Raw genomic sequence first — 24,475 nt, forward strand, 5'->3', positions numbered from 1 at the left:
GGGTAAGATAGTAAAAAAGGTTTTGTGGACGAAAATGGAGGGAAGAGCATGACCAAGCGATTAAAAGTAGCACTTCTGCAGATGGATATCCAGGCAGGCGACCCCGATGCAAATTTCCGGCATGTGGAGGAGCTTCTTCACAAGGCTGTCAGCACCGAGGACAAGCCGCAGCTGATTGTGCTGCCCGAGATGTGGAATACCGGATACGCGCTGGACATCATTGACTCCATTGCTGACCGGGAAGGACAGCGGACCAAGCAAATGATGTCTGCGTTCAGCCGCGAGCATCAGGTTCAGATCGTGGCAGGCTCCATTGCGGAGCAGAGGGCGGCCGGCGGCGTTTACAATACCATTCATGTCTTCGGGCCGGATGGGGCGGAGGCAGGCGAATATTCGAAGATCCACTTGTTCTGCCTAATGGACGAGGAGAAGCATCTGCAGGCAGGTGGTGAGCTTGGAACAACCGAGGTGGGAGGCGAGCAGGCGGGCATGATGATCTGCTACGATATACGTTTCCCTGAGCTTGCAAGAACACTGGCCCTGCAGGGAGCGAAAATATTAATCGTCCCCGCGGAATGGCCTAATCCGAGGCTGAACCATTGGCGTACCCTTCTGACGGCCAGAGCCATTGAGAATCAGATGTATGTGATTGCCTGCAACCGTGTCGGAACGAGCGGCGGCACTTCCTTCTTCGGGCATTCCATGGTTATTGATCCGTGGGGCGACATTATCGCCGAAGCAGGAGAGGAAGAGACGATATTAACGGCCGAAATCAATCCCGAGCTTGTAACCGAGGTTCGCGGCCGGATTCCCGTCTTCACAGACCGCCGGCCGGATCATTACAGATTGGGATAAAGGTCGATCGTTTCCTTCATCGTCTGAATGAAAGCTTCCGCAGCCTTGGACAGGTATCTCCCCTGACGGCTCGCTATCACCAGCGTGCGGGATGGAGAATGGCTGAGTTTCTTGTAGACGGGGGCAAAATCACTCCATTTCGCACGGGCGACCATCGCCGGCACGAAAGCAATGCCCATGCCTGCTGCTACCAGCGACTGGACGGTCTCAATGTTGCTTGTTTCAAATACGATGCGAGGCTCGAAGCCTGCCTTGGCGCACAGGTCATGCGTAATTTGACGAAACCCTTGGCCTTTCTTTAGAACGATGAATGGCTCATCGGCCAGAGAGGTCACGGCTATACCCTCTGCAGATGAATTACCCTGCTGGCTGGATGCGAGGCTGTGCTGCGGAGGCAGTGCCAGCAGGATCTCTTCTTCGGTCAGCGGGACACAGCTCAGTGATGGGTCGATAAGCGGCAGGGAAAGCAGAGACAGATCGGTCTGGCCGCTGGCCGTCAGCTGTTCGAGGTTGGCCGAGGTTTCCTCGACCAGCACAATCTCAATTTCCGGATAGCGGGACTGGAAGACTGGAAGCACGAGTGGAAGCACATGAGCACCCGTAATCGGCAGGCTGCCCACCACGAGCCTGCCTTTGCGCATGTGAACCAGGTCATCCATCTCCTGCTTCAGCTGTTCCACAGCATCAAGAATCCCTTCCGCTTTCTGTACAAATACGGAACCGGCATGTGTCAGCTCAACAGAATTGGTTGTCCGTCTGAAGAGCATGACTCCGATTTCCTTCTCCAGCTTCGACAGCTGCTGGCTAAGAGAAGGCTGGGCGATATGAAGCTTCTCGGCAGCCCGGGAGAAGTTTTTTTCCATGGCGATTTGAACAACGTAATGCAGCTGGCGGATTTCCAAGGCTTGGCATCTCCTTTTATATAGAAGTAAGCAGTGATAGCTTTCTTGCGGTTGATAGGTTGTATCTATTACTCTTATAGATATTATATCTTGGATCAATGATTTAGAAAATGTTAATATGATAACAACAATTCGACAGGGGATACAACTCCCGTTATTTTATCGAAATTTATGGGGTGACAATGATGGCTAAGAGAACGATGTTTGAGAAGATTTGGGATAATCATGTGATTCATTCGGAAGAAGGAAAGCCGAGCATAATTTATATTGATCTTCATTTGGTTCATGAGGTTACATCCCCCCAGGCATTTGAAGGCCTGCGGATGTCCGGCCGGAAGGTCCGCCGTCCAGATTTGACATTTGCGACAATGGACCATAACGTTCCAACGAAGGACCGTTTCAATATCAGTGATCCGATATCCAAGCAGCAAATTGACACGCTCACGAAGAACTGCCAGGACTTTGGCGTTACGCTCTTCGACCTGCACAATATTGATCAGGGTGTTGTGCATGTTATGGGTCCGGAGATCGGGCTGACGCATCCGGGCAAGACAATTGTCTGCGGTGACAGCCATACATCGACCCACGGCGCATTCGGCGCATTAGCCTTTGGTATCGGTACGAGTGAAGTTGAACACGTCCTCGCTACCCAGTGCCTGCAGCAGTCGAAGCCCAAGACTATGGAGGTTCGTTTCAACGGCAAGCGTAAGCCCGGCGTTACGGCGAAGGATATGATCCTTGGTGTAATTGCGAAATACGGTACCGACTTTGCTACCGGCTATGTTCTTGAATACACTGGCGAAGCAATCAGCAGTCTGACGATGGAAGAGCGGATGACCGTCTGTAACATGTCCATCGAAGCGGGGGCGCGTGCCGGTCTGATTGCTCCTGATGCTACGACATTCGAATATCTCCGCGGACGTCAGCATGCACCACAGGGTGAAGAGTTCGAAAAGGCCGTTGCCCGCTGGTCTGAACTGACAACGGATGAAGGCGCCGTTTATGACCATGTCGTTGATTTTGACGTAGACAGTCTCATCCCGCAGGTTACCTGGGGAACGAGCCCGGGCATGGGAACGGATATCACGGCTGTTGTTCCTGATCCGAAGAACTTCACGACGGAGAACGAGCGGAAAGCGGCTGAGAAGGCTCTTGAATATATGGATTTGAAGCCGGGTACGCCGATCAGTGAAATTCCGATTGATTATGTATTCATCGGTTCTTGTACGAACGGACGGATTGAAGACCTCCGGGCTGCCGCCGAGGTTGCCAAGGGCTACAAGGTCAATGAGAAGGTTACGGCTATTGTTGTTCCGGGTTCCGGACGCGTTAAGATGCAGGCCGAGAAGGAAGGGCTCGATAAGATCTTCATCGAAGCAGGCTTTGAATGGCGTGAAGCCGGATGCTCGATGTGTCTGGCGATGAACCCTGACGTTCTGCAGCCGGGCCAGCGGTGCGCATCCACATCGAACCGTAACTTTGAAGGCCGTCAGGGCCGCGGCGGGCGTACGCATCTGGTATCTCCGGCAATGGCAGCAGCAGCTGCGGTTATGGGCCGCTTTACCGATGTGCGTGACTGGAATTTCAAATCCGAAGTACTGAACTAATCGGACCGATATAGAGGGGAGCAGCATAACTATGGAAGCTTTTAAAACCTTGACCGGCATTGTCGCTCCGGTCGATCGTGTGAATGTTGATACGGACGCTATTATTCCTAAGCAATTCTTGAAGCGCATTGAGCGCAGCGGGTTCGGACAATTCCTGTTTTATGAATGGCGTTTCGATGAAGCCGGCAATATTAATCCGGCTTTTGAACCGAATAAGCCGCGTTACCAAGGAGCTTCGATTCTGATCTCCCGTGCAAACTTCGGCTGCGGCTCTTCGCGTGAGCATGCGCCTTGGGCCATTCTGGACTACGGCTTCAAATGTGTGATTGCCCCATCCTTCGCTGACATCTTCTATAACAACTGCTTCAAGAATGGCATTCTGCCAATCAAGCTGAGTGAAGAACAGGTGGAAGAGCTGTTCCAGCGCACAGCCGAGCACGAGGGGTATGAACTGACCGTCAGTCTTGAAGACAAGATTATCACGGATAATCATGGTCTGCACATTGCATTTGATCTGGATGAGCACCGCCGTCAATTCCTGCTTCAAGGTCTGGATGACATCGGTCTTACACTTCAGCACGAAGACAAGATCTCTGCTTATGAAGCGGAGCGGGCTGCACAAGTCTGACGAATGCTCCCGAATCAGATCCAGGTATCAAGCCGTTCCGCAGGGAACGGCTTTCTTTTTTTACATAATAATGTTTAAAATACGCGGAAAATCATGCATTTGGGCTGATTTATAACGGTTATCCTTCATAAATCGCAAGTTTGCACTTTTTTCCCTGACTACGCAACTTTTTCTGCAAGTTTGCGTCTAACTTTACGTCTGTATTCGTCGAAGCTGACGATTCGGTGCGGGCAACAAATCTGGCTTGAGGTGAATTATGAAGAAGTTTGTAACGATGATGCTGTTGATGTCGTTCGTTTGTGCGCTTCTCCCGGGAATCGGACAAGCCGCCACTGTAGTCCCCAAATTGTTTCTGGACGGAAATGTCATCCAGACGGATGCGCAGCCGCGCATCGTCAAGTCGTCAACGATGGTGCCAATGCGGGTTATTGCCGAACAGCTTGGTTACAGTGTAGACTGGAATTCGAAGACCAAAGAAGTGACCATTGCGGATGGCAACTCGCTAATCGTGCTTACGGCTGATCAAGATCTTGCTGATGTGGACGGGACAAGCGTTAAGCTGGACGCTCCGGCCTTCATCGACAAGGGTGTAACGTATGTGCCCTTAAGATTTATTGGCCAGAACCTGGGTCTGACGGTGAGGTGGGATCAATCAACAAGATCAGTCTACATGATTACGCCTGCCATGCCAGAACTGCCGTCAAACGGAGCGGGTGTAAGTTCCCCTGTAACGCAGCCTGCAACTCAGAGTCCAGCTGTGAAGGCAAGTGCTCTCATTAATTCAATCGCTTATAACGGCACAGGCCGGATCACCATTCAATATGAAGGTGAGCTCACGCCAAAGAATGCCTTCTGGCTCGATAATCCCGACAGGCTCGTGATTGATATTCCTAATGCAGCTTTCTCTCCAGAGTATTCGGCAGCCCTGTCAGCTGCGAGCAGCAAGAGTGAAGGGAAGATCATCACGGAGACATTGAATCTGCGAAGCATCCGGTACTCGCTCTTCTCCTCCAACCCGTCAACCGTACGTGTGGTACTGGACATGTCGGGTAAATCCGAATACCAGGTCACAGCTGGTGAAGGCGAATATTATATTGATGTAACGCTGGCAGACGTGCCGGTTGATGCTGTTTCGCCGGATAATCCATCGGCAGTTGTCCCGGTTGGAGGAGCTTCGGGCGCTGGCTTGCCGACAGGCTACAAGGTCGTTATTGATCCTGGTCACGGCGGCAAGGACCCGGGTGCAATCAGTGTGCTCGGCAGGGCAGAGAAGGAATACAATCTTGCTGTGGCCTTGAAGGTGAATGCTCTCCTGGAGAAGGAGCCGATGATCCAGCCTTATCTCACACGCAGTACGGATGTATTCATTGAGCTGGAGGACCGTGCGAAGTTTGCGAATAATCTGAAGGCTGACTTATTCATTTCCATTCATGCCAACAGCTACAAATCCACCATCCGTGGAACGGAAACCTATTATAACCGGGCAGACAGCAAGGCGTTTGCAGATATTATGCACAAACACCTGCTGCTCGGAACCGGCCTGCCTGACCGCAAGGTAAGACAAGCCAGCTTCCTGGTCATCCGTAAGACCAACATGCCGGCTGTTCTTCTGGAATCCGGGTATCTGTCCAATAAAGAGGATGCAGCTGTACTCTTCACAGAATCCGTTCAAGATCGGACTGCTTCCCGGATCGTAGCAGCCATCAAGGAACATCTGAAGCTGAAGTAAGGAGGCCGTCTCTTATGAAGAAAGTAGCTTTACTGTTAATGTTGTCCTTTGCAGCACTGTCCGTGTCAGCATGCGGCAAGGGGAGTGATGGCACTGAGCCGGCGCAAGTACCGGCTTCATCGCCCGCACAACTAGAGAACAACAAACCGCAAGATCAAGAAGAGATTCCGGTCATCAGCATGCCTGTGAAGGTTTATGTATCTGATGAGGATATGTCCGAGCTCACGGAAAAGTCAGTCATTATCGAATTCGGGGACGAAGCCGCGAAATATCTCTCTGCGCTGGAAGCACTTAAGGGTGAAGGCGAAGGCGAAGTGTCGCTGTGGCGGGATGCGGTTTTTCATTCGGCAACCTTTGGCGACGGCAGGCTTACCGTGGACTTAAGTGTGCCCGAGGAAGCTCGGATGGGTGCTCCTGGAGAACAGCTTGCGTTAGACGCGCTTCAGCAAACATGTTTCCAGTTCACGGAAGTGAAGGAGCTGGAAATTCTTGTCAACGGGGAAGCGGTAGAGAGCTTGATGGGTCACGTGTACCTTGATCATCCCATTGTAAGACCTTAATGACCAGAACCATCCCGGCTTCCGGTAGATGGTTCTTATCTTATCTAAGTCGTTCATTACATATAATACGTAGGGGGCTGTCTGAATGCCTTATTCAACGTCAACTTGGAAGAAGCTGCTCATATCCACAATAATCTGTTCCATGCTGTCCAGCGGGGCTGCGTATGCCGAGACTGCAGGAACAACCAAGGGTGCTGCAAGCACGGAAGGCACCGTAACGGCGCCAGCCAGCGGTTCTGTCTCCATGCTGTTCTCGGATGTAGCCGCAGGCCATTGGGCTGAGAAGCATATTGGTAAGCTGTCCCTTCAGGGGATCGTGAAAGGGAACAACGGAAAGTTCCGTCCAGCGGATAGTGTAACCCAGCAGGAAGCAGTCGTCATGGCGATCCGTTTCCTTGGACTGGAGGACGAGGTAGACGCGGCGGTCATGAGCTTCCCGGAATCATTTCGTGTAGGCAATTATTATACATCTTATGCCGCTTTGGCTTTCCAGAAGGGTCTTCTGGAACAGGAGACGGAAATGAAGGCCGCAGCAGCTGATTCATCCAGTGATTGGGGAAGCAAGCCGGCTACGCGTGAATGGATCACGAAGCTTGTGGTTCGTGCCATTGGCGAGCAGGAGAAGGCTGCGGCTATGAGCGGTTCTGCGCCTGCATTTCATGATGCAGCCCTTGCGGACAGTTCTTATAACGGTTATATTAATGCGGCTGTGTCTCTCGGCCTCGTGAATGGCGTTTCCGCCAACCGCTTCGATCCCAAGGGGCTGGTTAACCGGGCGATGATGGCAACTCTGCTGAGCCGGGCGGAAGCGAAGTATCCGGTAAACTACGAAGGGCAATCGCAGGGTGTGATTTCAGCGGTTTCGGATAATCAGATCACCCTGTACTATGCTGACGGTCGGACGGTTACCTATGCACTCACGCCTTCCACGATGGTGTTCCGCTTTGATTCCGAGAAGACTTCATCACTGGGCGCGCTAAATGCCTATACCAATGTGATGGTTATCGCGGAGAATGGGACGGCACGTTATGTGGAACAGCTGGATGCCAATGTGCTGGTTGAATCGGTAACTGGCACGGTAGGCAGTGTCGATTTGGCGGCCGGCGAGCTTTGGCTTAAGGTAGGCAGCGGTTACCAGTCATTCAAATACGACGGGAATCTCGTGATCGAGAACAGCAGCGGAGCTCCTTTGTCTCTGACCGACCTGAAGGAAGGAAGCACGGTCGAGATTCTGCGCGATAAATTCCGTACGACACCGCTGGTTGTTAAGATTATTGTCAAGGGTGCACCAGTCAGCCGTACAGGCAGCGGTACCATTACTCAGATTCAGGCGGGTAAAATAACGATTCAGGAATCCGACAGCTCGGCAACCTGGAATGTCTCTTCATCTGTAGCTGTTACAAGAAACGGCCGCCCAGCCAGCCTTGGCGAGATTACAGCAGGGGACAAGGCGGAATTCGAAATTCATAATGACCTTGTGACCAAGCTGAATGTAACAGCAACCGGAAGCCAGAAGGTGACGGGAACGTTCAACGATATCAGTGCAGACGGCAAGACGATAACGTATATTGTAAATGGCCGCCCTGAAGCGAAATTTATTGCGGCCAGTGCTAATATTATAATCGAAGGTATTACGAACCCGGGCATTACCGACCTTGCGAAGGACGATGAGCTGGAGCTGACCTTGAATGCGGATGGCCAGGTTACCCAAATTAAGGTTATCAACCGGGAAATCGTAATGCTGAACAATGCGACGATATTGTCCTATGTGCCAGAAAGCAAGGTTCTTACGGTCTCAGATTCCAGCGGCAAGCCGCATGCTCTGTCTCTTTCCTCAAAGACGAAGATCGACTTTAATGGCACAGCTATGACACTTGAAACTGCGGGCTCGATGCTGGTGAAGGGACGCAAAGTTAGTGTCGGCTACTCGGATTCCAATGCTATCATTCTTAAATTTGTATTCCAGTATTCCGGCAAGCTGTCAGGCATCAACTCGCTGACCAACCAGATAACGATCCGGATGGCGGATGACTCGACGGTTACACTCCCGCTTGAAAGCCCGACTGTTGAGCTCCTTGGCAAAGCTAACCCGGTACTGGCTGATTTGAAGACCGGCGACAGTGTGACACTTCTGCTGAATGCTACACAGGATAAGGTCGTTCTGATTAAAGTCGGACAGGTTGTTCAGCAGACTGTGTCCTCCGTGGATACAGCAGCGAATAAGATCAAGCTTACCTCGGCAGAAGGACAGACCAGCGAATGGACTGCAGGCTCTGCGCTTGCAATCTCGGATGAGAAGGGAAATTCAATTGCACTGGGGCAGTTGACGTCAGGCCAAGTGGTCAATGTCACTTATGAAGGTAAGACGGCTGTAGCAATCAAGAAGGTTGCAGTCACTAATGGACAGATTGCGGCTGTAGATGCGAGCAAAGTGACGGTTAAGGATTATTCGGGCCAGACGGTTGAGTTCCAGCTGAGTACCGGCTATCAGGTCATGAAGAATGGCGCATCCGCTCCGGCCAGCACGCTGGCTGTTGGTGACCGGGTTGAAATTCGCAAGAATACGAATGACCAGCTCGTAGTCACCGTTAATCCTGGTATTGTCAAGACCTACTGGAAATACGATGCGGCAGCGAAGACCCTGTATGTAACCCGTTCTGCTGTAGCGGACCGTTACATGTATAATGTCCTGCCTGAGACCGTTATCCAGTCGGCCGATGGCACCAAGCTGGATATACAGACTCTAAAGAACGGCGATAAGATTACGCTGTATCTCTTCCAGGACAAGCTTCTCGAGGTAGTAAAGCAGTAGTAATCAAACAGTAAGAGGTGTTCTCCGGCAGACCGGGAACACCTCTTTTGGCATATGAACATTCTTGTATGCGTTTCGTCACCTTTGTTCTATGATAAATTCGTGAAAACATCAGGAGCAGAACAGGAATATTTCTATTAAACCGTATTCTATACTTGCGATTCGTGACATTTTTCGCTACACTTTGTACGATAGCCCATTTCTCTTAGAAGAGTAGGGACGCAAGCGCCATAGCGGCAGGCAGGAGAGAAGATATGAACGCTAAGCAAATGCGTCACATCTTGGACTGTATTGCCGAGATGTTTCCTGACGCACATTGCGAATTAAATCACAGTAATCCATTTGAGCTGACAATCGCCGTTTTGCTATCCGCGCAATGTACGGATGAAACGGTTAATAAGGTGACAGCGGACCTGTTCCGTAAATATAAGAAACCTGAAGACTATCTTGCGGTTCCGCTAGAAGAGCTTCAAGAAGATATCAGGCGGATTGGCTTATACAGGAACAAGGCAGCCAACATTCAGAAGCTGTGCCAGATCCTGCTCGATCGTTATGATGGTCAGGTACCGGAACAGCACGAGCAGCTGACCGAACTGCCGGGAGTGGGACGCAAGACGGCTAATGTCGTCGTATCCAATGCATTCGGCGTACCGGCTATAGCGGTTGATACACATGTCGAGCGGGTTTCCAAACGGCTTGCCGCCGCTAAGCCTGATGACTCCGTCCTTGAAGTGGAGAAGAAGCTGATGAAGCTTGTCCCTCGGGATGAATGGACGCTTACCCATCACCGGCTGATCTTTTTTGGACGGTATCACTGCAAGGCACAAAGCCCTAAATGCGACATCTGCCCTTTGCTTGACGTTTGTAAGGAAGGCAAAAGGCGTATGAAACCTGTGCAAAACAGGAAGAATAGACCAAAAACAAAACAATCGCAAATCGCCAGTAAAGGATGAGGAACCATGAAATGCATTTCCGTTTACACAGACAATTTTGAACTATTCTCGGACATCTATGAGCAGATTCTCGAATCTCCACCGGCTGATAACGAAGATGTCGTACTTGAAGGCATTACGGTAAGCGGCTCCGGAGAAGTACCCGATCAATATATTGAACGGATGCGTGTTAAGCCGGAGGTAGTCGTCATGCGTGAGAAGAAGCGTGACATAACGATCCTTCAGCACGGGAATGTCTTTGAAATCTGTATGCCTGGCGATGAAGGGGACGCGGAGTAGCGTTCTGCCATATGATAAACCATTGAAGCCAGCGGCGGTTGCTGCTGGCTTCAATTTTTAAGGTGCCGCTCCAATAGAAGGAAAAAAGCAGGTTAGCAGGATCATAATAGATATGGGAGAGACAGCGTCATGGACAGCAAAACGTTAGAGAAGTTGCATCCTCTTGACAAAGCTCTGGCAACAATTCGAGAGAGGATGCAGGAGCAAGGCGATCCGGCTCATGCGGATAAAATGGCAGAGCTGCTTGAGAAACGGACAGAAGATGCGCTTATTGCTGCATTCTGCGGTCATTTCTCAGCGGGGAAGTCGACACTCGTTAACCGATTGTGCGGTGCTGAGCTGCTTCCTTCGAGCCCTATACCAACCAGTGCGAATGTAGTTTCCATCCGGGGAGGCGAGCCATCTGCTGTCATAGAGCGGCTTCGTGATGGAATCAGGGAGACGATTACAGCAGCTCCTGAGAGGCTGGAGGACTATTGTGTTAATGGTGAGGAGTTTGTATCCGTTGCCATTTCCTATCCTTCGGCTCTGCTTGGGGACGATCTTATGCTGCTGGATACCCCGGGCATTGATTCCACGGATGCAGCGCACCGGCTGGCTACGGAATCTGCTCTTCACCTGGCAGACGTTGTGTTCTATGTCATGGATTACAACCATGTGCAGTCTGAGATCAATTTTACGTTCGCCAAGCAGCTGACAGATTGGGGCAAACCCATGTATCTGATTGTGAATCAGATCGACAAGCACCGGGATAACGAGCTGCCATTTGCAGAATACAAGGAGTCGGTCAAGCGTGCGTTCGCGGATTGGCATCTGGAGCCTGCAGGAATCCTGTTCCTGTCGCTTAAGAAGCCGGATCACCCCGCTTCCCAGCTGGACCAGCTGGAAGCGCTGCTGCGCAAGCTGACAAGCAGCAAACAGGAGCTGCAGAGCTATAATATCGATGCCTCGGCACGATTCTTGATTGCTGAACACGGAGAACAGCTGGCCTATGAAGCGGAGCCGCAGCGGCTGCGCCTGCTCGATGCAGCCGGAGGTGAGGAAGAGGCAGCAACAGTTGCAGACAGGCTCAATAAGCTGGAGGCAGAGCTGGCTGATGCCAAGAACCGTCCGGCCAAGCTGGAGGAAGAGCTTCGCCAAGAGGTTCAGGCGATTCTTGGCAGCGCCAACATTATGCCTGCTGTCATCCGGGATCTGGCTCATGAGATGCTGGAAAGCCGCAAACCCGGCTTTCGAGCGGGAATCCTGTTTGCAGGCGCCAAGACAGCTGCAGAGCAGGCCAGGCGGCTTGAGTCCTTTCGCCGGGAATTGGACGAACAGACACAGGCTGTTGTCTATTGGCATCTGAAGGACCTGCTCCGCAAAGCAGCCGATAAGCTCCGGTGGCGGGGCGATGAGGTTGAGCGGCAGCTGCAGGATGGACTCGGTCAAGAGCTGACGGGTGAATGGCTGCTGTCCCAGATTCAGTCCGGCGCGGTCATGGGCAATGAATACACGATGACCTACAGCAGGCAGGTAGTGCAGAAGGTGCAGGAAGACGCCCGCCGAAGGGCTTATTCCTTCATTGAACTGCTGGGCGCCAAGGCGGCGGAGCGAAGTGCAGAGGAAGAGCGCCAGATTGAGCAGCAGCTTGCAGAGCTGCAGTCAAAGTCCCAGGCGGTAGTAGAGCTGCAGGCAATGGACCAACGGGAAGAAGCTTATCTGCAGAGTCTGCTGGCTGAGCTTCCTGCTTCTCCTAAGCGGCCATCACTCCCGGCTCCAGATACGTCGGTTGCTTCCAGGGTGCATCCAGAGAGCCGGGATCAGAGCGGCACCGATAGGGCTTCCGATACCCGATCCGCTGCAGCCGCTCCCAAGGAGCAGCAGGAAGCGACTAGCATTACTGACTCGAAATCAACTGGGCATCAGACAGCAGGCGGGAACACCTTCAGTCTTGTCGCCAATACGGATATGCTTCATACTCAGCATGCCTCAGCTCGAAGGCTTCTTGATGCTGCTTCTTTGCTTGAAGGCTACGAGGCCATGCGCGGTGCGGTCGATGCTATGAAGCGCAAGGCAGACCGGCTGCAGAACGGCAGGTTCACTATTGCCTTGTTCGGGGCCTTCAGTGCAGGCAAGTCATCGTTTGCGAACGCGTTGATTGGCGCCCCGGCGCTTCCGGTCTCGCCAAATCCGACGACTGCTGCCATTAACCGGATTGTGCCTCCCGAGGCAGACTTTCCGCATCGAACAGCCAAGGTTATCATGAAATCCTACGAAACCATGCTTGATGATGTACGCTTCTCGCTGTCTATGCTCGGCGGAGATACCTCGTCTCCCGACATCAGCAGGCTGCTGGAGCAGGTCAAAGCGTTTACACCGGCCGGACTGCATCCGGGAGGCAGACCGCACTTCAGCTTCCTGAAGGCTGCCCTTGAGGGGTGGGATTCCTATGGTGCCTTGCTGGGCAAGGAGCTTAAGGCATCACCCGAGGAATACCGGCAGTTCGTTGCCGAGGAGTCCAGGTCCTGCTTCGTGCAGCAGATTGACCTTCATTATGACTGTCCGCTGACCGCACAAGGCATCATACTGGTGGATACGCCGGGCGCTGATTCGGTTAATGCCCGCCATACCGGGGTAGCGTTCCACTATATCAAGAATGCGGATGCTGTCTTATTCGTGACGTATTACAATCATGCCTTCTCGCAGGCAGACCGGCAGTTCCTGACACAGCTTGGAAGGGTGAAGGATCAGTTCGAGCTGGATAAAATGTTCTTCATTGTGAATGCAGCTGACTTGGCGGATAGCAGAGAAGAGCTGCAGGGTGTATTGAAGCATGTGGAGCTGAACCTGCTGCAGCATGGGATAAGGTTTCCTCGAATGTTTGCCGTTTCGAGCCTGCTGGCGCTAACCGGCAAGGTGGAGAACAGCCGTGAGTTAATGGGCCAATCGGGTATAGAGGCCTTCGAGCAGTCCTTCCTCGACTTTACAGCCAAGGAGCTCGGGGGTATGGCGATCGAAGCCGCCAAGCGGGAGATTACGCGTGCAAGGGATATCGTTGCCGATTGGATCGAGTCTGCCGGACACGATGAACAGACAAGGCGAAGGGAAGCGGAAGCGCTCAAGGAGGCGTCAGCGAAAGCGCTCGGCCAAGTCCGCTCATCGGGCAGCCGAGCGCCGTTTGATCCGCTGCAGCAGGAGCTGCAGGAGCTGTTTCATCATGTCCTGCAGCGGGTCCGCTATCGCTTCGGGGAATTCTTCAATGTCTCATTTAATCCTGCTGTGCTGCAGGATGACGGCCGTGATCTGAAGAAGATGCTGGTGTCGTCGTGGCTTGAGCTGCAGCAGATGCTGCGCAAGGAGCTCTCTCAGGAGCTGCTTGCCACCCAGTTAAGACTGGAAGTGTCGCTTAAACGGCTGGTGCTGAAGCATTATGAGGCTGAGGCAGCCGATACAAGCCAACACTTGAATGGCTTCCGGGCGGAGGAATATGAGCCTGGTGATGCCGCTTCACCTGCTCTCAAGGAAGAGTGGCAAGCCCAGGAGGAGCCGGATGTCCGATGGCTTTCATCGAGGTTTAAATCGCCAAGGCACTTCTTCGAAGGCAGCGGCAAATCCGTCATGAGAGAAGACCTTGAGGCGCTGCTGGCTTCCGGGATGCAGGATTACATGGACAGGCGCGCTGAAGAATGGACCGGCCATTATGAGCAGGTCTGGAAGTCGGCGCTGGCTGAAGCAGCATCCAGGCTTGAGCGGAGTATCCGCAGCTATGAGTCGGGAAGGCTGGCATCCCTTAACCAGTCTGTCAGTGAAGCAGAGCTGCGCCAGCTGCTTGATGCATTAAGCAAGGTCTGATCAAGACGCTTTGACTATGGTCCCTGCAGTCCGATTATCGGTATTCAACATAAAATTTATCACCATTAAACCTGTGCGCTGTCAGAGCGTGCAGGTTTTTTTGTGCGATGCAAACACTTGCCGCGTTAATGGGAGGAAACAGCAGATATTGCCAGCCATAGCCGATCATTTGAGAGAATTCTTGTCGTTCCTTCTGAATATTGTGACCATTGCGTGTCATAGAGCGGATTACCGCGCTCATTCCCGTTTGCCCGCTAACTGGTAAGCTGATAATATTCATTCATGCTTTCACAAAAAAACGAAGGACGGGAGAGTGCAACCTTGGATGTGTTCAGGCAGCTGAAGCAGTTTTACTGGCCGGAACGAAGGCTGATCATTGCTTCCATAATGGCTCTGATGTTCGTCACAGCACTAGGCTTGGTGTACCCCAATATGCTCCGTATTCTTATCGATGATGTCATTATGAAGGAGCAGTACGGCTGGGTTTCGGCACTCTCGCTGACGGTTGTGGGCGTCATTGCCCTGAAAGCCTCGCTGCAATTTGTACACGGTTTCTTTGGCGGCAGGCTGGGCAACCGGGTGGCTTACCGATTGCGTAACTCGCTGTATCAGAAGCTGCAGTATTTATCCTTTCAATATTATGATACGGCCAAGACAGGGGATTTGATGTCCAGGCTGACAGCCGATTTGGAGGCTATCCGGAATTTTGTCGGCTTCGGCTTTGCCCAGCTGCTGAATATGGGGCTGATGATCCTGTTCGGCGGGGCAATGATGCTGTATATCAACTGGCAGCTTACGCTGATTGCCTTGGCGACCATTCCGCTGCTGGCATTTACAGCCGTCCGGTTTGAACGCCGGATTCATCCGGGATTCCGGGAAATGAGGCAGGCGATGAGCCGGCTGACTACCGCTGTACAGGAGAACATCACGGGCGTACGGACAGTAAAATCATACGCGCGCGAAAGGCATGAGGTGGATAAATTTTCGCTGCGCAGCGATGAATACCGCGACAATCAGATTAACGTTGCATTCACGTGGGGCCGCTATTTTCCGATTATGGAGTTCCTCGCAAACCTGTGTGTCGTCATCCTGCTTGTAGCCGGGGGCACGCTGGTGATCCGGGGCTCGCTGTCACTTGGCTCTCTCGTCGCCTTCTTTAGTATGATGTGGTACATAGTCGGACCGATGTGGGGCCTTGGATTTCACATTAACAACTACACACAGTCAAAGGCGTCCGGCGAACGTGTACTGGAGCTGTTGAATCATCATATCCACGTGAAGGACCAGCCGAATGCTGTCCAGCTGCGGCCGGGTGAAGTGAAGGGGCATGTCAGATTTATCGATGTGACCTTCAACTATCCCGACAAGGCGCCTGCCGTGAGGAATCTCACGCTGGATGCAAAGCCGGGAGCGGTAATCGGCCTGCTCGGTGCTACTGGCTCAGGCAAATCAACGATCATTCAGCTGCTGATGCGTGCTTATAATGTCAATCAAGGCATCATCACACTGGATGGACGTGACATTGCCGAGATCAAACTGGAGGATCTCCGCTCGCAGATCGCGCCCGTGTTTCAGGAAACCTTCCTGTTCTCGGCCTCAATCCGGGAGAATATAGCCTATGGTGTCAAGGAAGTGACAGATGAGGAGATTGAGCGGGCAGCGAAGCTGGCCCAAGCGCATGATTTTATAACAGAGCTGCCGCTTGGCTACGATACGATTGTCGGGGAGAGGGGGCTGGGACTGTCCGGCGGCCAGAAGCAGCGGATTGCGATTGCCAGAGCGCTGATCAAGAATCCGCGCATACTCATTCTGGATGATGCCACCAGTGCGGTCGATATGGAAACCGAGCATGAAATCCAAGCTGGCTTCAAGGAGGTCATGGCCGGCCGGACAACGTTCATCATTGCTCACCGGATCTCATCCCTGCGTCATGCCGATGAAATTATCGTGCTTCATAATGGAGAAGTGATCCAGCGCGGCACCCATGATGAACTGATCAAGAGAGAGGGTCATTACCGCGATACGTATAACATCCAATACGCCGACCGCCCGGTTGAGCGGCTGGAAGAGGAAAGAAGGGTCGCACATTGAGTGAGCAGCAGGGCAAAACAGCGCGGAAGCGCGAACGGTTCGTTTATCAGGATGACGAGCTGATCGAGAAGCCGTTTAACTGGGCGCAGCTGCGGCGCTTGTTCACCTACATGAAGCCGTACCGCAAGCAGCTTCTGCCCATTGTGATCGTGATGATGCTGCTTGGCACGCTGACCAGACTGGCTATACCCGCTATTATAATTCTGGCAATTGACAATGTCATTTCACCGACTACAGGCAATCAGGATTTCGGCAGCTTGTACATGTATGCCGGCATTGCGTTCGCGCTTTATGTCCTGCAGTGGGCTGCCAACACGTACCGAATTAGGTATACCAATGTAATCGGGCAGCGTATTATCTATGACCTTCGCCATGATCTGTTCTCGCACATCCAGAAGCTTTCGTTCCGCTTCTACGACCAGCGGCCGGCAGGGTCGGTGCTCGTCCGGGTCACCAATGATGTGAACGCGCTGCAGGAGCTCTTCACGAATGGCGTGGTCAATCTGATGATGGACTGTGTGCAGCTTGCAGGTATCGTGGTCATGCTGCTCGCCTGGAACTTTAAGCTGGGTCTTGCGGTCATGATTACGGTGCCGCTGATGTTCCTCGTATCCACCGCGCTGCGCAAACGGATCCGTTATGGATGGCAGGATGTGCGGATTAAGCAGTCACGGATCAATTCTCACCTGAACGAGAGCATACAGGGGATCAAGGTAACCCAGTCTTTCGTGCAGGAGAAGGACAATATGCAGTATTTTGATCATATGAACACGGTCAATCTGAAGGCCTGGAACAAGGCATCCATGCTGAATCAGATGTTCGGGCCGGTAATCGAAATCACCTCGGCAATTGGAACGCTGATCCTCTTCTGGTACGGGGCTTCACTTATTCAAGCTGGGGCTATTACAGTGGGTGTGCTGGTCGGTTTCGCCAACTACATCGGCAACTTCTGGGAGCCGATCAACCGGCTTGGCCAGATGTACTCGCAGCTGTTGATCGCCATGGCTTCCTCGGAGCGTATCTTTGAATTTATGGATGAAAAGCCGAATGTCAAGGAACTGGAGAAGCCAAGAACACTACCGGACATACGCGGCGATGTGACCTTCGACAATATCGTGTTTGAATACGAGAAGGGGCGGCCGGCGCTCAAGGGAATCAGTTTGGAGGTTAAGGAAGGGCAGTCTGTTGCGCTTGTCGGCCATACGGGCTCCGGTAAAAGCACGATCATCAACCTGCTTTGCCGGTTTTACGATCCTGTGGAGGGACGGGTTCTAATCGACGGTATCGACCTGCGCGATGTCACAATTGACAGCTTGAGATCACAGGTGGGGATCGTAATGCAGGATACATTCATCTTCTCGGGCACCATCCGGGACAATATCCGTTACGGGCGGCTTGACGCGACAGACGAGGAGATTGTCCTTGCGGCACAGGCTGTCAATGCCCATGATTTCATCATGAGTCTGCCGGACGGCTACGACACCGAGGTACAGGAGAGGGGCAACGTCCTGTCGATGGGCCAGCGGCAGCTGCTTTCCTTCGCCAGGGCACTGCTTGCCGATCCGCGGGTTCTGATCCTGGATGAAGCGACAGCCAGCATTGATACGGAAACCGAGCTGAAGATTCAGGAGGCGCTGAAGACACTCCTGTTTGGCCGTACATCGTTCATTATCGCTCACCGGCTGTCGACGATCCGCCATGCGGATAATATTGTGGTGCTGGACCATGGAACCATAGTTGAGCAGGGCAATCATGACGAGCTGATGCATGTACGCGGCGTATACTATGGCCTGATTGAGGCCCAGTACCGCTTCTTATCGGCATAACGGTTATCCTATCTTGATTTTTATAACGGGAACCTCCACAATGGAAGAAAAATGAAGCGCTTGTCCGGGTACTGAAGAGCGGCGCCCGGCTTCCCAGGGAGGTTCTTATTTATTATGTATGGTTCCCCGTTAACACCTCAGGCTAGACGAATTATGCTGCTTGGCTCAGGAGAGCTTGGCAAGGAAGTAGTCATGGAAGCGCAGCGTCTTGGCATTGAGACAATTGCCGTAGACCGCTATGCGGCCGCACCGGCTATGCAGGTTGCACATCGCTGCTACGTGATTGATATGCTGGATGGCTCTGAACTGCGAAGAATCATCAAGCAGGAGATGCCCGATCTGATTGTCCCCGAGATTGAAGCGATCGCCACGGATACATTGGTCGAGCTGGAGCAGGAAGGATTCAGGGTTGTGCCTACCGCACGAGCGGCTCAGCTGACAATGGACCGGGAAGGCATCCGCCGACTGGCTGCCGAGACGCTTGGCCTGCCTACGGCTCCTTACCGGTTTGCCGACAGCCTGGAAGAGCTGCAGGCGGCTGTAGCCGAGCTGGGCACACCATGTGTTATTAAGCCGATTATGAGCTCATCCGGCAAAGGACAGAGTGTATGCCGCTCAGAGGATGAAGTGGAAGGCTGCTGGAATTATGCCATGGAGGGCGGGCGTGCCAAGAAGCAGCGTGTCATTGTAGAGGGTTTCGTTACCTTCGAATCGGAGATCACCCTGCTCACCGTCCGTTCCGCCTCAGGGACTTCCTTCTGCGCGCCGATCGGTCACATCCAGAAGGATGGCGACTATGTAGAGTCCTGGCAGCCGCATGCGGTCAGTGAACGGGACCGGGAACAGGCTGAGGACATTGCCCGCTCGATTACTGAAGCTTTGGGAGGCTATGGCATATACGGGGTTGAGCTGTTTCTGACAAAGGACGGCGTATTATTCAGTGAGGTGTCTCCAAGACCGCATGATACGGGGATGGTGACGATGGTTACCCAGGATTTATCCGAATTTGCCCTGCATGCCAGAGCCATTCTGGGTCTTCCGATTCCATCTATCCGGCTGCTTACACCGGGAGCATCTGCCACGCTGAAAGCAGACAGGGAAGCAGCGGTGTTCCGGATCGGCGGGATTGAAGAAGCGCTTGCCCTGCCTCATACGAGTGTGCGGGTATTCGGCAAGCCAGAGACGAAGCCTGGCCGCAGGATGGCCGTAGCATTAAGCTCAGCGGATGATGTGGAGCAGGCACGAGAGCTGGCAAGGCAAGCAGCTTCTCTGCTGCATATAGCTTACGATTAATCCTGAAGATAACGGACCGTAACGAAGCAGGCGGCAGCTGCTAAGACAGCTGCGTCCCGCAGATGTTAGCGGTCCTTTTTCCATCTGCCTTACCGGTTCGGCCATTTGCAAATTGACAGCGGAACCTTTATGGTAGAGGCTATATGAGAATGGTAAACACTGCTTAGGGGGGAGTCTATCCATCATGTCATCTAGGAAAGTATGGCTTGCAGTCGGGCTGGTATCGCTTGTGTCGACCCTTCTACTGCTCGCTGGATTTGGTTATGCTGTAAGGGATCTGCTGGCTCCTGGCGCTTCGACGCCTTTCCGGACAGCGGAACCCGAACCCGAGACATCACCTGTACCGGCTGAAGGCTACCGGATCGTGGCCTTGGGGGATTCGCTCACGAAAGGGACAGGAGACGCCACAGGAGAAGGCTATGTGAAGCAGGCTGCAGCACTTATTGAGGAAGCATCCGGCGAGCAGGTTGAGATTATTAATAATCTGGCAATCGGCGGCATGCGGGCAGACCAGCTTGCAGAGCGGCTGCAGGCAGACAAGAGCTTTGCCCGTGCTTTAACGCAGGCGAATCTGATTCTGCTGTCGATTGGAGGCAATGATCTGTTCCAGTTCGCGCGTACCGAAACAGGAAGCGGAGCGGCAGCCATTGAGCCGGAGCTTGCTGCGAAGCGTCTGGAGGAAGGCCTTGGCCGGTTATCCGATGTTGTGGAACGTATACGTGAAGTTAATCCGGATGCCAAGCTGGTTTATATCGGCCTCTATAACCCGTTCTATGATATTCCCGAGCTGCGAGGCGGCAGTCTGGCCGTCCAGGACTGGAACCGGGAGGCTTACCGGATTTTAAACGAGCAGGGTAACGCAATCTTGGTGCCGACAAGCGATTTGTTCGAGGAAACGATAGCGTTTCATTTATCGTCGGACCATTTTCACCCCAATCATGCCGGGTATGGCAAAATTGCCGAGCGTCTCGTACAGAGTCTGGTGCCATAACTTAACAATAACGTCCTGCCCTTAGGCAGGTAAAGCAAGGAGGCAAGGAAGATGCACACACAAGATAGCACCGAAGCAGGGGACAAGCAGGTGGTTCTATCGGTACGCGGCATCAGGAAGAGGATCAAGGGCAAGTGGATCATTGAGGATGTCAATTTTGAAGTGCGTGAAGGAGAGATATTTGGATTTCTCGGACCGAACGGAGCAGGCAAGACGACGACGATCCGGATGCTGGTTGATCTGATCAAGCCGACTGCGGGAGAGATTATTCTGTGCGGCCATAATGTCCAGCGTGAGCCGGAGCAGGCGCTGCGCTATGTGGGAAGCATCGTGGAGAATCCGGAGGTTTATCCATACTTGACGGGGTGGGAGAACCTTGAGCATTTTGCCCGGATGATGCCGGATGTTGGACAGGATAGAATCCGTGAGGTTGTCGCCATCGTCGGAATGGACAAGCGAATACATGATAAAGTTAAGACCTATTCGCTCGGGATGCGCCAGCGGCTGGGCATTGCACAAGCACTGCTTGGCCGTCCAAGGCTCCTGATCCTGGATGAGCCCACGAACGGACTTGATCCCAAGGGGATTAAGGAGCTTCGGGAGTTCGTGCGGATGCTGGCGGACCAAGGCATGAGTCTGTTCATCAGCAGTCATCTGCTTAGCGAGATTCAGCTGATGTGCGACCGTGTCGCCATCCTGTCCCATGGCAAAGTACTGGCAGTCGGCGATGTGGATGAGCTGGTTGGCGGTGCCGAGCCTTATGTGGTATGGCAGCTGGATGATCCGGAGAAGGGAAAAGGCTGTCTGGCCGGCGTTCCAGGACTTCAGTTTGCCGAAGCGGGCATAAGACTGCCGGATGAAAGTCAGCTCGCTGCACTTCCGGGGGCAATTGTGACGACGCTGCCGGCAGAGCAGGTGCCCGTGGCCGTAAGGCTTCTGGTGGAGGCCGGTATCGGCGTCCTGGCCGTGCAGAAGATGATGCCAACACTTGAGGAGCTATTCTTGAACATGACGGAGGGCGAAGGAATTGCTTAATCTGCTGCCGCTTATTCAGAATGAGACACTGAAGGTTTGGAAGAAAAAAAGGTTCTACGTTATTGTGCTGATTCTGGTTGTGCTCATTCCTATCTTTACGTACGCTCAGATGAAGATGGCACAAAGCAGTGAGGACAAGGATTGGCGCAGCAAGCTGCTTCAGCAGATTACGGATTATCAGAATGCCCTCTCCAGTGACCGAATTCCCGAGGAGTGGAAGACCCAGCGGCGCGTCATGGTCCAGCAGCTTCAGTATTATCTTGACCATGATGTCAATCCTAACAGTCCGAATGCCGTGACATTCACAAGAGGCTTCCTGGATAACTCCATTACGCTATTCATTCCGCTAATGGTATTGGCGATCGCATCGGATCTTGTATCAGGAGAGCGCACAACAGGAACGATCAAGATGCTGTTGACCCGGCCTGTCCGCAGGTGGAAGGTGCTGTTGAGCAAGGCCGTTACCTTGACGCTGTATGTCTCATTAATTATCGTGACAACAGCTGTGCTCAGTTACTTGCTTTCCGGCATATTCTTCGGCTATCATGGCTGGAACCAGCCGGTATTCACCGGATTTCAGGTGCAGGGCTCCGCAGTGGACAGCAGTCAGGTGCACGCGGTCCCTCAGTGGCTGTATATTCTTATGCAGAGCGGGCTTATTTGGTTTTCGGCTATGACGGTCGCGCTGCTGGCTTTGATGGTATCCGTGCTGGTACGGAGTACGGCAGCCAGCATCGTCACCATGATGGCCGCGATCATTGCGGGTACGATTCTTGCAAACATGGCTTCATCGTGGCATTCCGCCAAATATTTATTCGCGGTTAACCTTGAGCTCACCAATTATCTGAAGGGCACTCCGCCGCCGATTGAGGGCATGACACTGCCCTTTTCACTGCTAATTTTGGCGGCCTGGTCTGCTGTTTCATTAATCGTTTCGTTTGTTGTCTTTACGAAACAGGACATGATGAATTAAAATAGGTTTTGTTTGTACGAATACATGTTTGTTTTTTTCTCCAGATATGGATGAGGGTTTAGTAATGAAGCAATCCGCCAGCTTAGCCCGATCAGGCTTGCGGCGGGACGGTTTCGGATAAGGGGGGCGCGCATGGCCGATCAAATGGACATCTTGGGTAAGGATGCGGCAATCGCGGAACGTATTTACGATGTAGACGATATTCAAATATTAGAGGGGCTTACCGCAGTTCGCAAACGGCCGGGCATGTATATCGGCAGCACGACAACATCAGGTCTCCATCACCTGGTTTGGGAGATTGTTGATAATGCGGTCGATGAGCATCTGGCGAAATACTGCTCGGAAATCTCCGTTGTGATCCATAAGGACGGGGCAGTTTCGGTTCGGGATAATGGACGGGGCATTCCAACGGGCATGCACAAGACAGGCATTCCGACACCGCAGGTCGTATTCACCATCCTGCACGCCGGGGGCAAATTCGGCGGCGGTGGATACAAGAAATCAGGCGGTCTGCACGGCGTTGGCGCTTCAGTAACGAATGCGCTGTCCGAATGGCTGGAGGTTGAAATCTTCCGCGATGGCAAAATTCATAAACAGCGCTTCGAGTATTGGGTGGAAGAGAATGGTACGGAGCATGTGGGTGAACCGGTTACAGGTCTTGAAGTGATTGGCAATACGCGCCAGACTGGCACGAAGGTTACCTTTAAGCCCGATGCGCGTGTGTTTCACGGCAATACATCCATTAATTTTGATACCCTCTCGGAACGGCTGCAGGAAATTGCCTTCTTGAATTCGGGCCTGAAGGTGAGCGTGAAGGACGAGCGTTCGGATAAGGACGCGGTCTTTCACTATGAGGGCGGTGCAAGCGAGTTTGTCCAGTACCTGAATGAGGACAAGGCTGTTCTGCATGATGTCATTCACTTCTCGGCTGAGAAGGACGAGATTGAAGTGGAGGTCGCGCTGCAATACAATGACGGCTACACGGAAACCATCGCGTCTTTCGTTAACTCCATCCCGACGCGGGGCGGAGGAACACATGAGACCGGCTTTAAGACAGCCTATACGCGGGTTATGAACGAGTATGCCCGGAAGAATGGGTTTCTGAAGGAGAAGGACAAGAACCTTGAGGGCAATGATTTACGCGAAGGCATGATGGCGGTCATCAACATCAAGATGTCAGAGGTGGAATTTGTCGGGCAGACAAAAGACCAGCTCGGCAGTGCAGTTGCCAGAAGCGCGGTCGATGCCGTAGTCTCCGACAAGATGCAGGTGTTCCTGGAGGAGAACCCGCAGGTAGCCCAGATGCTGCTCAAGAAGGCGCTGCAGGCCTCCAAGGCTCGTGAGGCGGCCCGTAAAGCCCGTGAGGAAATCCGCTCAGGCAAGAAACGCAGCGAGAGCTCGAACCTCAACGGCAAGCTGACGCCCGCCCAGTCCAAGGACCATTCACGCAACGAGCTCTTCATCGTGGAAGGAGATTCGGCAGGCGGCTCCGCAAAGCAGGGGCGGGATTCGAAGCACCAGGCGATTCTGCCGCTGAAGGGTAAGCCGATGAATCCGGAGAAATCCAAGCTGAGCGATATCCTGAAGAACGATGAATACAAGGCGATTATTTCAGCGATCGGAGCAGGAGTCGGACCGGAATTTGAAACGGAAGAAGCCAATTACAGCAAGATTATTATTATGACAGACGCGGATACGGACGGCGCGCACATCCAGGTGCTGCTGCTAACCTTCTTCTATCGTTATATGAAGCCGCTTATCGATGCTGGAAGGGTCTATATTGCGCAGCCTCCGCTGTACAAAATAACCCGCAAGTCCGGCAAGCTCGAAACTGTGCGTTATGCCTGGACAGATGAGCAGCTGCAGAACTATTTGAAGGAATTCGGTAAAGGATACGAGCTTCAGCGCTACAAGGGGCTTGGCGAGATGAATCCCGAGCAGCTGTGGGAAACCACTATGGATCCGGACAGCCGGACACTCCTGCAGGTTCAGATTGAGGATGCCGCAAAGGCTGAACGCCGGGTTTCCACGCTGATGGGGGACAAGGTCGACCCGCGTAAACGGTGGATCATCGAGAATGTCGATTTTACCGAGTTCGAAGAATAGG

18 protein-coding genes are annotated in these 24,475 nt (G+C 52.9%); 16 read left to right on the top strand and 2 right to left on the bottom strand.

Annotated elements, in window-relative coordinates:
• The first annotated feature begins 48 nt into the window (after positions 1 to 48).
• Positions 49 to 855, top strand: a complete 807-nt coding sequence (locus DNH61_RS23490) for a carbon-nitrogen family hydrolase (protein WP_111149254.1) — start codon at positions 49 to 51, stop codon at positions 853 to 855.
• Here the strand turns inward: DNH61_RS23490 and DNH61_RS23495 are convergent.
• Entirely contained in the window at positions 840 to 1,757 is a 918-nt protein-coding gene (locus DNH61_RS23495) for a LysR family transcriptional regulator (RefSeq protein WP_111149255.1), read from the bottom strand. The genes DNH61_RS23490 and DNH61_RS23495 overlap by 16 nt on opposite strands.
• A gap of 185 nt (positions 1,758 to 1,942) precedes the next feature.
• On the opposite strand from DNH61_RS23495, the gene leuC reads away from it, so the two are divergent.
• The 8 genes from leuC to DNH61_RS23535 all read left to right on the top strand — a co-directional run bounded on the left by leuC (position 1,943) and on the right by DNH61_RS23535 (position 14,159).
• Positions 1,943 to 3,364 (top strand): 3-isopropylmalate dehydratase large subunit, encoded by a 1,422-nt coding sequence (leuC, locus tag DNH61_RS23500; protein ID WP_111149256.1) that lies wholly within the window; start codon positions 1,943 to 1,945, stop codon positions 3,362 to 3,364.
• Positions 3,365 to 3,395: 31 nt separating this feature from the next.
• A complete protein-coding gene (gene leuD, locus DNH61_RS23505; RefSeq protein WP_111149257.1) occupies positions 3,396 to 3,992 on the top strand; it encodes a 3-isopropylmalate dehydratase small subunit in 597 nt (198 codons plus the stop codon).
• Positions 3,993 to 4,248: 256 nt separating this feature from the next.
• Positions 4,249 to 5,721 carry an N-acetylmuramoyl-L-alanine amidase family protein gene (locus tag DNH61_RS23510; RefSeq protein WP_111149258.1) on the top strand — a complete coding sequence of 491 codons (1,473 nt, stop codon included), beginning with the start codon at positions 4,249 to 4,251 and terminating at the stop codon, positions 5,719 to 5,721.
• Between the two features lie 14 nt (positions 5,722 to 5,735).
• Complete coding sequence (locus DNH61_RS23515; RefSeq protein ID WP_111149259.1) at positions 5,736 to 6,281, top strand: GerMN domain-containing protein; 546 nt, start codon at positions 5,736 to 5,738, stop codon at positions 6,279 to 6,281.
• A gap of 85 nt (positions 6,282 to 6,366) precedes the next feature.
• Positions 6,367 to 9,093 (top strand): S-layer homology domain-containing protein, encoded by a 2,727-nt coding sequence (locus DNH61_RS23520; protein ID WP_111149260.1) that lies wholly within the window; start codon positions 6,367 to 6,369, stop codon positions 9,091 to 9,093.
• A gap of 254 nt (positions 9,094 to 9,347) precedes the next feature.
• A complete protein-coding gene (gene nth, locus DNH61_RS23525; RefSeq protein WP_111149261.1) occupies positions 9,348 to 10,046 on the top strand; it encodes an endonuclease III in 699 nt (232 codons plus the stop codon).
• A gap of 6 nt (positions 10,047 to 10,052) precedes the next feature.
• A complete protein-coding gene (locus DNH61_RS23530; RefSeq protein ID WP_111149262.1) occupies positions 10,053 to 10,325 on the top strand; it encodes an NAD/NADP transhydrogenase alpha subunit in 273 nt (90 codons plus the stop codon).
• Positions 10,326 to 10,454: 129 nt separating this feature from the next.
• Positions 10,455 to 14,159, top strand: coding sequence for a dynamin family protein (locus DNH61_RS23535; RefSeq protein WP_111149263.1), 3,705 nt, complete (start codon positions 10,455 to 10,457; stop codon positions 14,157 to 14,159).
• A gap of 34 nt (positions 14,160 to 14,193) precedes the next feature.
• Here DNH61_RS23535 and DNH61_RS23540 read toward each other — a convergent pair whose 3' ends face one another.
• Entirely contained in the window at positions 14,194 to 14,400 is a 207-nt protein-coding gene (locus tag DNH61_RS23540) for a hypothetical protein (RefSeq protein WP_111149264.1), read from the bottom strand.
• Between the two features lie 80 nt (positions 14,401 to 14,480).
• Between DNH61_RS23540 and DNH61_RS23545 the strand changes: the two genes are divergently transcribed.
• The 7 genes from DNH61_RS23545 to parE all read left to right on the top strand — a co-directional run bounded on the left by DNH61_RS23545 (position 14,481) and on the right by parE (position 24,474).
• Entirely contained in the window at positions 14,481 to 16,250 is a 1,770-nt protein-coding gene (locus DNH61_RS23545; protein WP_111149265.1) for an ABC transporter ATP-binding protein, read from the top strand.
• Entirely contained in the window at positions 16,247 to 18,076 is a 1,830-nt protein-coding gene (locus DNH61_RS23550) for an ABC transporter ATP-binding protein (RefSeq protein WP_111149266.1), read from the top strand. The genes DNH61_RS23545 and DNH61_RS23550 overlap by 4 nt, the downstream gene beginning before the upstream one ends.
• A gap of 114 nt (positions 18,077 to 18,190) precedes the next feature.
• Entirely contained in the window at positions 18,191 to 19,369 is a 1,179-nt protein-coding gene (gene purT / locus DNH61_RS23555) for a formate-dependent phosphoribosylglycinamide formyltransferase (RefSeq protein ID WP_111149267.1), read from the top strand.
• 184 nt (positions 19,370 to 19,553) lie between these two features.
• On the top strand, positions 19,554 to 20,360 hold the full coding sequence (locus tag DNH61_RS23560) for a GDSL-type esterase/lipase family protein (protein WP_111149268.1): 807 nt from the start codon (positions 19,554 to 19,556) through the stop codon (positions 20,358 to 20,360).
• A 51-nt stretch (positions 20,361 to 20,411) separates the two neighbouring features.
• Positions 20,412 to 21,395: an ABC transporter ATP-binding protein gene (locus tag DNH61_RS23565; protein WP_111149269.1), complete on the top strand. Its 984-nt coding sequence runs from the start codon at positions 20,412 to 20,414 to the stop codon at positions 21,393 to 21,395.
• Positions 21,388 to 22,368: an ABC transporter permease gene (locus DNH61_RS23570; RefSeq protein ID WP_111149270.1), complete on the top strand. Its 981-nt coding sequence runs from the start codon at positions 21,388 to 21,390 to the stop codon at positions 22,366 to 22,368. Before DNH61_RS23565 ends, DNH61_RS23570 begins: the two co-directional genes overlap by 8 nt.
• A gap of 132 nt (positions 22,369 to 22,500) precedes the next feature.
• Positions 22,501 to 24,474, top strand: a complete 1,974-nt coding sequence (gene parE / locus DNH61_RS23575; protein WP_111149271.1) for a DNA topoisomerase IV subunit B — start codon at positions 22,501 to 22,503, stop codon at positions 24,472 to 24,474.
• Position 24,475 lies beyond the last annotated feature (1 nt).

This window comes from Paenibacillus sambharensis, assembly GCF_003233845.1.
GTDB classification, from domain to species: Bacteria; Bacillota; Bacilli; order Paenibacillales; family Paenibacillaceae; genus Paenibacillus_I; species Paenibacillus_I sambharensis.

What these genes read in the sequence shown, in the direction of transcription:
- DNH61_RS23520 (WP_111149260.1), top strand. Translation starts at nt 6,367, where the DNA reads ATGCCTTATTCAACGTCAACTTGGAAGAAGCTGCTCATATCCACAATA.
- DNH61_RS23490 (WP_111149254.1), top strand. Translation starts at nt 49, where the DNA reads ATGACCAAGCGATTAAAAGTAGCACTTCTGCAGATGGATATCCAGGCA.
- parE (WP_111149271.1), top strand. Translation starts at nt 22,501, where the DNA reads ATGGCCGATCAAATGGACATCTTGGGTAAGGATGCGGCAATCGCGGAA.
- DNH61_RS23560 (WP_111149268.1), top strand. Translation starts at nt 19,554, where the DNA reads ATGTCATCTAGGAAAGTATGGCTTGCAGTCGGGCTGGTATCGCTTGTG.
- DNH61_RS23540 (WP_111149264.1), bottom strand. Translation starts at nt 14,400, where the DNA reads ATGAGCGCGGTAATCCGCTCTATGACACGCAATGGTCACAATATTCAG.
- leuC (WP_111149256.1), top strand. Translation starts at nt 1,943, where the DNA reads ATGGCTAAGAGAACGATGTTTGAGAAGATTTGGGATAATCATGTGATT.
- leuD (WP_111149257.1), top strand. Translation starts at nt 3,396, where the DNA reads ATGGAAGCTTTTAAAACCTTGACCGGCATTGTCGCTCCGGTCGATCGT.
- DNH61_RS23565 (WP_111149269.1), top strand. Translation starts at nt 20,412, where the DNA reads ATGCACACACAAGATAGCACCGAAGCAGGGGACAAGCAGGTGGTTCTA.
- DNH61_RS23530 (WP_111149262.1), top strand. Translation starts at nt 10,053, where the DNA reads ATGAAATGCATTTCCGTTTACACAGACAATTTTGAACTATTCTCGGAC.
- DNH61_RS23510 (WP_111149258.1), top strand. Translation starts at nt 4,249, where the DNA reads ATGAAGAAGTTTGTAACGATGATGCTGTTGATGTCGTTCGTTTGTGCG.
- DNH61_RS23535 (WP_111149263.1), top strand. Translation starts at nt 10,455, where the DNA reads ATGGACAGCAAAACGTTAGAGAAGTTGCATCCTCTTGACAAAGCTCTG.
- DNH61_RS23515 (WP_111149259.1), top strand. Translation starts at nt 5,736, where the DNA reads ATGAAGAAAGTAGCTTTACTGTTAATGTTGTCCTTTGCAGCACTGTCC.
- purT (WP_111149267.1), top strand. Translation starts at nt 18,191, where the DNA reads ATGTATGGTTCCCCGTTAACACCTCAGGCTAGACGAATTATGCTGCTT.
- nth (WP_111149261.1), top strand. Translation starts at nt 9,348, where the DNA reads ATGAACGCTAAGCAAATGCGTCACATCTTGGACTGTATTGCCGAGATG.